This is a genomic window from Methylocucumis oryzae (assembly GCF_000963695.1).
Lineage (GTDB): Bacteria > Pseudomonadota > Gammaproteobacteria > Methylococcales > Methylomonadaceae > Methylovulum > Methylovulum oryzae.
In genome coordinates, this window is sequence record NZ_LAJX01000064.1 from 1 (window position 1) to 11,363 (window position 11,363).

The window sequence follows — 11,363 nt, forward strand, 5'->3', positions numbered from 1 at the left end:
GGATTCAGCTCAGTCACCGTATCATAAGAACTGAGATAAACCACCCCAGCATCTAACCTACCAAAAAAATAATCGAGGATAAGATGGGTGTTTTTCTTTTGGAGTTTGACGGCCTTGACAACATTTTTATACGGTTGCTTAAGCTCTTTTAGCACTAAAGTATCAAGAAAAATATCGGCAAGCTCATCTTGCTCTATCATTCCCAGACGTTTATTACGCAAGTCCTTTACACTATTGATATTCTTATCGTTACGAACAACCAATACAAGCTTCTCTGTTTTTTTACCTTCATACACGCCGACAAAACCAGTACCTAATTCTGTCTTTTTAAAGTATTTGGAAATGAGCAACGGCGGCGCAACAATTAAATCCAACTCACCTTTTCTGAATGCTGTTTGCATGTCTTCCATACGGTCATAAACAACGGCTTGGGTAGAGGACATGAAATAATTTTGTTTTTTTGCTTCTTCTGAAAGCAGCTCCTTGGCCCAAAAGTTCAACGAAACTTGAATATCGGTACGATTAGCCATATCGCTGATTGAATTAAAATAATAGCCCATATTCATTCGCACAGCATTTTGCGGCGTTTCTTCAGCATGGGCGCGTAAACTGCTTGCTAACCATAAAGCGGATAAAGAAAAAGCGGCGATGAATAGATTTAAGAGAAGCGCTTTACGTCCAAAATAAACACAGTTCAAGCCCATAAAAACGGTATGGATAACTAATAGACTTTTATTCATTTTCACAGAAAAACACATAACCAAGATATTTTGGGCAAAAAAAAGGGGGTTACCCCCCTTTTTTTATGTTTGGCAAGAAAGAGCTGGCTTATTCTTTATCAGCTTCTTTCATACTCAATCTAACGCGTCCTTGACGGTCAATTTCTAACACTTTGACGCGAACCGTATCACCTTCGCTCAGTTTATCGCTGACTTTATCAACATGTTCGTCAGAAATTTGCGAGATATGCACTAAACCATCTTTTCCTGGCAGAATAGTTACAAAGGCACCAAAATCCATCAGTCTGACTACTTTACCTTCATAGACTTTGCCGACTTCGACTTCTTCGGTAATTTCTTGAATTAAACGGCGCGCCTCTTCACCTGCCGCTTTATCGACTGATGCGATTTTAACAACACCATCATCGGTTAAATCGACGCTAGCGCCGGTAATTTCAGTGATACCCCGAATAGTTGCGCCACCTTTACCAATCACTTCACGGATTTTGCTCGGGTCAATTTTAAACGTAATAATTCTAGGCGCAAAATCAGACATTTCCTCACGCGCACACGCTAAGGCTTTTTTCATTTCACCTAAAATGTGTAAACGGCCTTGTTTAGCTTGTTCTAGCGCAGTCTTCATGATTTCTGCGGTAATACCGTCGATTTTAATGTCCATTTGCAAAGCGGTAATGCCACTGTCAGACCCAGCGACTTTAAAGTCCATATCGCCCAAATGGTCTTCATCGCCCATGATATCGGACAATACAGCAAAACGGTCGCCTTCTTTGATTAAGCCCATAGCAATACCAGCAACCGGCGTAGTAATGGGCACGCCAGCATCCATTAACGCTAAGCTGCTACCACACACCGATGCCATAGAGCTAGAGCCATTAGATTCGGTAATTTCTGATACAACCCGTATGGTATAGGGGAATTCTTCCATATTAGGTAACACGGCATTGACACCGCGTTTTGCTAATCGGCCATGACCAATTTCACGACGTTTAGGCGAACCGACTTGACCCGTTTCACCGACGCTAAACGGTGGAAAATTGTAATGCAGCATAAATGGCTCTTTGTATTCACCACCTAACGCATCGATAACTTGCGCATCGCGTTGTGTGCCTAATGTTGCTACAACTAACGCTTGAGTTTCACCACGCGTGAACAACGCCGAACCGTGAGTTCTGGGTAACACGCCTGTACGAATAGAAATAGGACGAATAGTATCTAATGCTCTACCATCAATACGGCGACTTTCATCTAAAATCGCTAAACGCACGATTTTTGCTTCTAAATGTTCAATAATCATACGAACATCGTTAGCAGCATAAGCGCCTTCTGCGGTAAATTTTTCAACCGCTGCATTTCTGACGGCTTTTAATTGTTCTTGTCTAACCAGTTTTTCAGGTATGCGATACCCTTGAATTAAGGCCGCTTCGACCTCTGTGGTAACTAACTCGACTAATGTTTGGTTAGGCTCTATCGGTTGCCATGCTAAAGGTGCTTTGTTGACATCAGCGGCAAATGCCTTAATCGCATTAATCGCCACTTGCATTTGCTCGTGACCAAATAACACCGCGCCTAACATGACTTCTTCAGATAAACCTTTAGCTTCTGATTCCACCATTAATACGGCTTGCTCAGTTCCGGCCACAACTAAAATAAGTTCAGATTCTTTTAATTCGGTAGGCGATGGATTCAGTAAATAAGCGCCGTTCTTATAGCCTACTAAGCTAGCTCCTATAGGTCCGTTAAACGGTAAACCCGAAACGGATAACGCTGCCGACGCCCCTAGCAATGAAGGGATTTCAGGATCAACATGAGGATTTAATGATAAAACCGTAGCAACGATTTGCACTTCATTCGTATAAGTTTCTGGAAATAAAGGTCTTATCGGTCTATCGATTAAGCGAGAGGTTAACGTTTCCTGCTCACTGGGTCTGCCTTCTCGCTTGAAAAAACCACCTGGAATTTTGCCGGCTGCATAGGCTTTTTCTTGATAGTTAACTGTTAATGGGAAAAAATCTCCGCCATTGGCTTCTTTTTTAGCGACAACAGTGACTAATAATGTTGTGCCTTCGACATCAATGATGACGGCGCCGTCAGCTTGACGCGCGATTTCTCCAGTTTCCAGCGTTACTTTATGCGCGCCGAACTGAAATTCTTTCCTGATAAGATTCACTCTAGGATTCCTTTGCGTGTAGTATTTGTGCGTTGAAGGTAAATAGTCAAACGGCGCTGTATAAGCGCCGTTTAGCCATTATTTTCTTAAACCAAGACGCTCAATTAATGAACGATAGCGGTTGCTGTCTTTATTTTTTAGATATTCCAACAACTTGCGGCGTTGGTTAACCATACGCAACAAGCCACGACGTGAGTGGTTATCTTTTTTGTGCGCAGCAAAATGCGGTGTTAAATGAGTGATATGAGCTGTTAACAGTGCAATTTGCACTTCTGGTGAACCCGTGTCAGTTTCTGATAAACGGTATTCTTCAACCACCGCTCTTTTTTGTTCTGCTGTAAAAGGCATTGCTAATCCCTATTAAAGATTGTAAGTAATGATTATCGCTATCGATGCGATAGATGAAATCCTGTCCACGATAGGGTGTAGACCAGGCGTAATGGTATAAGCCACTTAGCTTATACATTGTTCATATTGAACAATTTTTTCGGTGCTATTTTAGCATCCAATATGCTTTCTCCCAACCCCAAAAAAAGTGGCGTCATGATAAAGTCTTATCATACCGGAATGAGAGGTTTGATAGTTAACGGCTTGACCAAAACGAATTTGCCGAGCTTGCTCTTCGTTTAGCTGAACGCTAGGCAGCTTTTTGCAAAGGATGGTCGACCGGAATTAACTGCTGAAATAAGCCAAAATCGTCTAGCGTCGCCAATTCGTCTAATGTCTTACTTTGTTCAATTGTAAAATGCCCAACACCTATGCGTCGCAGCATCGTTACCGTCGCACATGTGCCTAACGCAAAACCTATATCTTGTGCAAGCGAACGAATATACGTGCCTTTAGAACACGTCACATCTAAACTCAATTTTGGAGCGTTATATGCCTTAAGAATAAGCTGGGAGAGAGTGATTGTTCTCGCTTCACGCTCGACACTAATGCCTTCGCGAGCAAGCTCATATAACTTCTTACCTTGTAGCTTTAACGCTGAATACATAGGCGGAACTTGCGTTGTCGTTCCTAAAAAAACGTTGTAAACACGTTTCAATATCGGCTTCTGTTAACTCAGGCACAGCGCTGGTTTGAATAATATCGCCTTCAGCATCGCCCGTGCTTGTCATCACACCTAGCTTAATATCCACTAAGTAGCGCTTATCATGTTCTAACAGCATCCCTGACACTTTTGTTGCTTCCCCCAAACAAATCGGTAATAAGCCTGATGCTAACGGGTCAAGACTACCGGTATGTCCGGCTTTATTTGCTTGATAAAGGCGCTTAACTTCTTGCAGTGCTTTATTGGAAGAAATACCTAACCGTTTGTCTAATAAGACAATGCCGTGAATATCACGGCCTTTCTTGTGTTTAGCCATATCAATCCTGATGGCTAGAAGAATCTTTGTGGATACTGCTTAATAATTGTGCAACCCGCATACCTTTATCAAATGAATCGTCATAATAAAAACGTAATTCAGAAATATGTCGTAAACGCATACGTTTTGCCAATTCATGACGAATAATCGGAGCTAACTCGTTTAACACTTTAGTATTGTGTTTTTTAGTTACATCATCGGCATTCATCACGGTGAAAAAGACTTTAGCGACGGCTAAGTCTTTAGTCACTTCTACATCATTAATCGTGATAAAACCTAATCGGGAATCGCTAATCTCACGCTGTAAGATAAACGATAGTTCCTTTTGCATTTCCGATGAGACGCGGGCATTACGCCCGTATTCTTTAGCCATTATATAACCCGTCTGACTTCAGTACGCTCAAAGACTTCGATTTGGTCACCGGTTTGCACGTCGTTATAGTTTTTCACGCCAATACCGCATTCCATACCCATTTTGACTTCAACGGCATCGTCTTTGAAACGACGTAAGGATTCAAGCTGACCTTCGAAGATAACCACGTTATCGCGTAATACGCGTATCGGTAGATTACGTTTAACATAACCGTCAACGACCATACAACCCGCAATGGCACCAAATTTAGGTGAGCGGAACACATCGCGCACTTCAGCAAGACCGACGATTTGCTCTTTGATTTCGGGTGCTAACATACCACTGATTGATTTCTTAACCTCATCAATCGCGTCGTAAATAACGCTGTAGTAATGCAGGTCAACACCTTTTTCTTCAATTAACTTACGCGCAGTTGCATCGGCCCTAACGTTAAAGCCCATTAAAATGGCATTCGAGGCAATCGCTAAGTTCACATCGCCTTCGTTAATACCGCCGACACCACCAAAAACCACTTTAACTTCAACTTCATCATTTGATAAAGCAACTAACGAACCGCGTAAGGCTTCCAAACTACCTTGCACATCGGTTTTTAATACTAAGTTAACACTGGCTAATTCACCACTCGTCATCCTAGAGAAGACTTCATCAAGTTTTGAGGCTTGTTGTGCGGCATGGCGACTGAATTTTTTACGGTCTTCGCGGTGTCTAGCTAATTCCTTAGCCACCCGCTCATTTTGTACAACAATAAACTCATCGCCAGCATTCGGTGTGCCTGATAAGCCTAAAATTTCAACCGGTACACTAGGTCCCGCTTCTTTTAGTGGTTTACCATTTTCGTTAAACATGGCTCGAACACGACCAAACTCGTGACCACACAACACCATTTGCCCGCTTTCCAACGTGCCTTTTTGAATCAAAACAGTCGCAACAGCGCCGCGCCCTTTATCTAAGCGGGATTCAATAACAATACCCGAAGCAGGACCTTGCTGTGGTGCAGTTAATTCTAAAATTTCAGTTTGGACAATTAATGCTTCGATTAAATCGTCAATACCTTGACCGGTTTTAGCGGAAATTTTCAAAAACTGAACATCACCGCCCCATTCTTCAGCTAACACATTAATCCCTGACAACTCTTGCATGACTTTGTCGGGGTTTGCATCCGCTTTGTCGATTTTATTCATCGCAACGATGATAGGCACATTAGCGGCTCGCGCATGTTCAACGGCCTCTTTAGTTTGTGGCATCACGCCATCATCTGCTGCAACAACCACGATAACAACGTCAGTCACATGCGCGCCACGTGCCCGCATCGCGGTAAAAGCAGCATGGCCTGGTGTGTCTAAAAAGGTAACCGAACCGTGATCGGTTTTGACTTGATAAGCGCCAATATGTTGAGTAATGCCGCCCGCTTCACCTGCAGCAACCCGTGTTTTACGAATATAGTCTAATAATGAGGTCTTACCATGATCGACGTGTCCCATGATGGTCACGATAGGCGCTCTTGGTAGTAATGGATAATTGTCTTCTGACTTTGCTTCTGCTAATAACTCTTTTTCTAAATCGTCATCGCTTTGCATAACCGGCTTATGCCCCATTTCTTCAACCAAGATTGCTGCGGTTTCTTGGTCAATACTTTGGTTAATCGTAGCCATGATGCCTAATTTCATCAGATGCTTAATCACCAACGCGGCTTTAACACTCATTTTTTGCGCTAGCTCGGATACGATAATCATCTCAGGAATCGTGACTTCTTTGACGATAGGCGCGGATGGCATTTCGAACTGATGTCTATTTTCAGTCACAACGCCACGTTGTTGTACTTTGCCTTTTTTCTTGCTTTTTTTACTGTCTTTATTCGGAGATGGGCGTAAATTACCTTCTTCAGGCTGTTTTTTACGAAATTGATCTTGCTTAGCCGCCGCTTGTTGTCTCACTTTATCTGCATTCTTCTTGATGGATTCTTCTAACCGACGCTCTTTTATCTTGTTGTTTTTTTCTAACTTCATCGGATTCTTTGGCTTTAACAGGCTTATCTTGGCGAACTTTTTTATCTTCTTTCACCTTAATCGCAGCAAATTTTTCTTCTGGATCTAATTCTAAATCCACATCTAAACCTAAAGCGTAATTAGCTGCGGGCTCTTCAGGTTCTGGCAATACGACTGGTGCAGCCACTTCAAGTTCAGAAGCTTTAGTCTCAACCGTAACGGATGCCGGTGTTACCTCTTCAACGACCTTTGGCTCCGCTGGCACCGAACTCACTGTATCTTCTGTTATGTCTTGCACCACAGAATCCACCGCTTCAATCTCAACAGTAGTTGTATCGTTCCAAGTGTCCAGTTCGTCGTGAACTATAGCTGAGTCAGTGTCAAAATGTCGAAGACTTTGCTGTCAGTTGATTAACTTTATTATCATCTGCCTCAGGGCGCTTAATATAGGTTTTCTTTTTTCTAACTTCAACAGGAATGGTTTTAGACGCGCTACCCGGCTGACTGGCTTGCTTGATTTCCATTACTTTTCTGCGCTCTAACGTAACCCGGCGTGGTGAATTACCTGCATCACCCTCGGTTTTGCCATGCCGTTTGCGCAAATGCCCAAGCAATTGCATTTTTTCATCTTCGCTAATCACGTCGTCAGGAGAACTGGCTTTTAAGCCTGCTTCTTTTAATTGCTCTAACAAACGCTCTAACGGGATTCTTACTATTTCAGCCAACTGGCGTACTGTTTTATCACTCATTTCCTACCCCTTTCGCCATTGCTTTATGCAAACCAAGGCTCACGCGCCTTCATAATTAATTTTGCCGCGCGATCTTTATTCATACCTGAAAAATTAAGTAAATCATCAACGGATTGCTCTGCTAAATCATCCATTGTAATAATACCTTGATTCGCTAATTCGTAAGCTAATTCATTGTCCATGCCTTCCATTTCAAGCAACTCTTTAGCCGGATGTGCCGTTTCTATCACTTCTTCTGCCGCAATCGCGCTAATGAGTAATGCATCTTTTGCTCGACTTCTTAACTCATCGACTAAGTCCGCATCAAAGCCTTCTATTTCTAGCATTTCGCTAACCGGTACATAAGCAATTTCTTCCACTGAATTAAAACCGACTTCAGCTAAAATCATTGCTATATCTTCATCAACATCTAATTGCTCGACAAACATGCGGGTAACTTTTTGAATTTCAGCTTCGCTGTTCTGATTCGCTTTCGATGCGTCAACAACATTGAGTTCCCAACCAGTAAGCTGAGACGCTAAGCGTACATTTTGACCACCTCGACCGATTGCCTGCGATAAATTTTCAGAGCTAACCGCCAAATCCATACTGTGCTTATCTTCATCGACGATAATAGATTGAATCTCAGCTGGCGACATCGCATTGATAACAAACTGAGCTTCACTAGGATTCCACAAGATAATATCGACTCGCTCACCGGCTAATTCATTCGTAACGGCTTGTACACGCGCACCACGCATACCGACACACGAGCCGACCGGGTCTAATCTAGGGTCATGGCTTCTTACAGCTAGTTTAGCGCGTGATCCAGGATCTCTAGCGGCACCCATAATGGTAATCGTGCCTTCAGCGATTTCTGGTACTTCTAGTCTAAACAAGGCGATTAATAATTCTGGCGCTGTACGAGTCACAAATAATTGTGGCCCTCTTGCCTCTAACCGTACATCTTTTAAATAGCCACGCAAGCGGTCACCAACACGTACCGCTTCGCGAGGAATCATGTCGTCTCGGGCAATTAATGCTTCAACATGGCCGCCTAAGTCCAATAAAACATTACCTTTTTCTACGCGTTTGACAACCCCTGTCACTAACTCACCAACCCTAGATTTATACGCATCGACAATTTTCTTGCGCTCGGCTTCACGTACCTTTTGTATGATAGCTTGTTTCGCATGTTGTGCAGCGATTCTACCAAATTCTACCGACTCAATTTCTTCCTCAACAACATCGCCCACTTTAACATTTGGGTTATCCATTTGCGCAACTTCCAACAACACTTGTGTCGTTGGGAATTCAACGTCGCCATCTAACTGAGGGTTAGCCGCAACAACATCCCATTGTCTATAGGTTAAATAATCACCGGTTTTACGATTAATCGCAACACGCACTTTAATTTGATTGACATGACGCTTAATGGTCGCCGTCTCTAATGCAGACTCTATCGCTTGAAAAACGATTTCCTTGTCTATCTCTTTTTCATTAGAGAACACATCGACTACGAGCAAAATCTCTTTATTTGCCACTTTGTGCTCCTTTTTCTATGCCTGAATTGTTTAATTGGAATAAGGGAACTAAGCGTGCTTTGCTCATCGCGCTAAACGGCACGGCAAAAATCTGACCTGAATCATTTAACGTCACCACTTCTCCATCGACCTTTTCAATAATGCCTTTTATTTTTTTTCTGCCTTGTATAGGTGCATATACACTTACTTGTACAGTGCTACCTATAAAACGCTCGAATTGGCTAAGTTTAAAAAAGGGTCTATCTTCGCCCGGCGATGAAATTTCTAATTGATAATTGCCTGGAATAGGGTCTTCAACGTCTAAAACACCGCTGAGCTGATGACTGACACGCGTGCAGTCATCAAGCATAATGCCATTAACATGATCGATATAAATGCGCAGTAATCCATGCTTAGGATGTGGATTATAGTCAATGCCCACACATTCATAACCTAATCCTTCGACCACTGGTTCGATTAACTCGATCAAGTGCTCGGGTGCCAATTTCATGATGTCCTCGCCAATTTCCGCACAAAAAAAAAGAGCCAAAGGCTCTTCCATTAACAACCACGCTGGTTTCTATACCAGAACCTAAAAATAAAAAACCCCATGAAGGGGTTTTTTTAGTCTGGTAGCGGGGGCAGGATTTGAACCTACGACCTTCGGGTTATGAGCCCGACGAGCTACCAAGCTGCTCCACCCCGCGATTGATTTAAAGTATTATAGTGATTTTTTAACATTTGGCAAGATAAATAAAATCAATATGCTATAGAGCTTTGCTGGCATAGGCGTTTAACCCACTCAAAAAAACGACCTGCTGACAGAAAATCACCATAAAATCATAGCCCTCGGCTCAATAATTGCAGTTGATTTTTAAACTGTGCTTTTAATCGATACAGTTGCGCCGGTCGGTGTGCACCATGCGCTTCTGTTTGTCCTGACACAGGCTCTAAAACATTTAATTCATCCATTTTACGACGAAAGCTGACTTTATTTAGGCTTTCCCCCAAACAAGCCTCGTAAATTTTTTGCAAACCCGGCAAGGTGAACATTGGACCGGCTAAATAACAAGGCAATGACGAGTAATACGATTTATTACGAATTCTAGCAACTGCAGCAGCAATAATATCATTATGGTCAAAAGGTAAATGCCATAAGTCGTCGACCGCACAAACCACTAAGCCGTCGTGCTGCGCTGCCGTAATCACTTCTGATGCGACTAAAGCAAAATATACCACCGACATTGACCAGCCACGCGGATCTCTAGCAATACCAGCAAACGTTTGTAATTGCTCTAAATAAGGCGGAACAATACCCGTCTTAGTCGATAAAATGCGCAAAGCCGCATCCAAACAGTTGTTATCTTCTTGTGCATGAATATAACCGCCGGGTAACGCAGCCATAGTTTGAAACGGCGGATTATCGCGTTTGATAAGCGTCACCGATAAACGTTGCTGCTGTAACGTGAGTAAGACAATATCCACTGTAGCGATAATAGATTGCTGCATAGGTTAAAATAGTAAGTTTAATATTTAAACTATTATATAGTTAAACCTTATATTATGTTATTTTTTAACAAAATACTTAGTTGTAATTTGTAACTAATTGACATAAGCTAAGCGCAACTAACAACAGAGTAGTTTTATGAAAACAACACAGTTATTAATCATCGACGCTCAAAACGACTTTTGTGATTTACCTACCGATAACAGCTATAAACCGGCGCTACCGATTCCTGGCGCCCATCAAGACTGTTTACGCTTAGCTCAATTAATCGCCGCTAAAGGCGCTTGTTTTTCCAGTATCACGGCAACGCTAGACAGTCATCACCGTATTGATTTAGCGCATTATTGTAATTGGTTAGATGCTGATGAACAGGAAGTCGCACCATTCAGCCAAATTACCGCTAATGATGTGATGGCTGGGCGCTTCCGGCTAAAACAGCCTTTGCATTCGAAAGCGGTTAAGGACTATCTCATAACCTATTTACAAACGCTTGAAGCCTTGCAACGCACGTTAACGCTTTGGCCTATTCACTGCGAAATTGGCACGATTGGGCATAATCTACATCCAGCGATTAGCCAAGCACTAAGACAATGGGAAACGCGCACAGCTAAAACCATTGCTTTTGTCCATAAAGGTGAAAATATTTGGACAGAAAGCTATTCGGCTCTTAAAGCGGTTCTGCCCTACCCTGGCGATTCTGGTACAGAACTTAACCAAGCCTTGTTAGCACAACTTTTAAACTGCGATGAGTTACTGATAGCAGGCCAAGCCAGCAGCCATTGTGTAAAAGAAACCGTGCTAGATTTATTGCACTATGGCGGCCTGAATGCCGCCAACAAGCTAGTTTTGTTGACGGACTGCATGAGCGCTGTGCCTGGTTATGAAAACCAGGTTCAGCAATTCTATTCCGACTTAAACCAACACGGTGTGCGGTTAACCACTAGCGCAATGCTCACTGAGTCATACTGACGAG

General features: G+C 42.7%; 12 protein-coding genes, 1 tRNA gene and 2 pseudogenes. 1 reads left to right on the forward strand and 14 read right to left on the reverse strand.

The window, feature by feature from the left end:
- The 14 genes and pseudogenes from VZ94_RS07155 to VZ94_RS07210 form a co-directional block, all read right to left on the reverse strand.
- A partial coding sequence (locus tag VZ94_RS07155) for a PhnD/SsuA/transferrin family substrate-binding protein (RefSeq protein WP_239649716.1) occupies positions 1-740 on the reverse strand: 740 nt, incomplete at its 3' end.
- An 88-nt stretch (positions 741-828) separates the two neighbouring features.
- Positions 829-2,907, reverse strand: a complete 2,079-nt coding sequence (gene pnp / locus VZ94_RS07160) for a polyribonucleotide nucleotidyltransferase (protein ID WP_045778709.1) — start codon at positions 2,905-2,907, stop codon at positions 829-831.
- A gap of 78 nt (positions 2,908-2,985) precedes the next feature.
- Positions 2,986-3,255, reverse strand: coding sequence for a 30S ribosomal protein S15 (gene rpsO / locus VZ94_RS07165; RefSeq protein ID WP_045778710.1), 270 nt, complete (start codon positions 3,253-3,255; stop codon positions 2,986-2,988).
- A gap of 150 nt (positions 3,256-3,405) precedes the next feature.
- Positions 3,406-3,567, reverse strand: a complete 162-nt coding sequence (locus tag VZ94_RS31805) for a tRNA pseudouridine(55) synthase TruB (protein WP_338040293.1) — start codon at positions 3,565-3,567, stop codon at positions 3,406-3,408.
- Entirely contained in the window at positions 3,545-3,901 is a 357-nt protein-coding gene (locus VZ94_RS31810) for a hypothetical protein (RefSeq protein WP_338040291.1), read from the reverse strand. Before VZ94_RS31810 ends, VZ94_RS31805 begins: the two co-directional genes overlap by 23 nt.
- Positions 3,873-4,274, reverse strand: coding sequence for a hypothetical protein (locus VZ94_RS31815; RefSeq protein ID WP_338040292.1), 402 nt, complete (start codon positions 4,272-4,274; stop codon positions 3,873-3,875). The genes VZ94_RS31810 and VZ94_RS31815 overlap by 29 nt, the downstream gene beginning before the upstream one ends.
- Position 4,275: 1 nt before the next feature.
- A complete protein-coding gene (gene rbfA / locus VZ94_RS07175) occupies positions 4,276-4,647 on the reverse strand; it encodes a 30S ribosome-binding factor RbfA (RefSeq protein WP_045778711.1) in 372 nt (123 codons plus the stop codon).
- Positions 4,647-6,437 (reverse strand): annotated as a pseudogene (gene infB / locus VZ94_RS07180) (translation initiation factor IF-2); the annotation flags it as partial. The gene rbfA and the pseudogene infB, both read right to left, overlap by 1 nt.
- 145 nt (positions 6,438-6,582) lie before the next feature.
- Entirely contained in the window at positions 6,583-6,933 is a 351-nt protein-coding gene (locus VZ94_RS24290) for a hypothetical protein (RefSeq protein ID WP_045778712.1), read from the reverse strand.
- A gap of 130 nt (positions 6,934-7,063) precedes the next feature.
- A pseudogene (locus VZ94_RS07190) lies at positions 7,064-7,381 on the reverse strand (translation initiation factor IF-2 associated domain-containing protein); the annotation flags it as partial.
- Between the two features lie 23 nt (positions 7,382-7,404).
- Entirely contained in the window at positions 7,405-8,904 is a 1,500-nt protein-coding gene (gene nusA / locus VZ94_RS07195) for a transcription termination factor NusA (protein WP_045778714.1), read from the reverse strand.
- Entirely contained in the window at positions 8,894-9,394 is a 501-nt protein-coding gene (gene rimP / locus VZ94_RS07200) for a ribosome maturation factor RimP (RefSeq protein ID WP_045778718.1), read from the reverse strand. Before rimP ends, nusA begins: the two co-directional genes overlap by 11 nt.
- Positions 9,395-9,513: 119 nt before the next feature.
- A tRNA-Met gene (locus VZ94_RS07205) sits at positions 9,514-9,590 on the reverse strand.
- Positions 9,591-9,723: 133 nt separating this feature from the next.
- Entirely contained in the window at positions 9,724-10,392 is a 669-nt protein-coding gene (locus tag VZ94_RS07210; RefSeq protein WP_045778715.1) for an NUDIX hydrolase, read from the reverse strand.
- A gap of 136 nt (positions 10,393-10,528) precedes the next feature.
- Here VZ94_RS07210 and VZ94_RS07215 point away from each other — a divergent pair, with 136 nt between their 5' ends.
- The gene (locus VZ94_RS07215) at positions 10,529-11,359 is read left to right on the forward strand and encodes a cysteine hydrolase family protein (RefSeq protein ID WP_045778716.1); all 831 of its coding nucleotides are present in this window, start codon (positions 10,529-10,531) and stop codon (positions 11,357-11,359) included.
- The last annotated feature ends 4 nt before the right edge of the window (positions 11,360-11,363 follow it).

Bases quoted from the DNA above. Each gene is read 5' to 3' on its own strand.
- rpsO (WP_045778710.1), bottom strand. From the start codon at position 3,255: ATGCCTTTTACAGCAGAACAAAAAAGAGCGGTGGTTGAAGAATACCGT.
- VZ94_RS31810 (WP_338040291.1), bottom strand. From the start codon at position 3,901: ATGTATTCAGCGTTAAAGCTACAAGGTAAGAAGTTATATGAGCTTGCT.
- VZ94_RS31815 (WP_338040292.1), bottom strand. From the start codon at position 4,274: ATGGCTAAACACAAGAAAGGCCGTGATATTCACGGCATTGTCTTATTA.
- rbfA (WP_045778711.1), bottom strand. From the start codon at position 4,647: ATGGCTAAAGAATACGGGCGTAATGCCCGCGTCTCATCGGAAATGCAA.
- rimP (WP_045778718.1), bottom strand. From the start codon at position 9,394: ATGAAATTGGCACCCGAGCACTTGATCGAGTTAATCGAACCAGTGGTC.
- VZ94_RS07210 (WP_045778715.1), bottom strand. From the start codon at position 10,392: ATGCAGCAATCTATTATCGCTACAGTGGATATTGTCTTACTCACGTTA.
- VZ94_RS07215 (WP_045778716.1), top strand. From the start codon at position 10,529: ATGAAAACAACACAGTTATTAATCATCGACGCTCAAAACGACTTTTGT.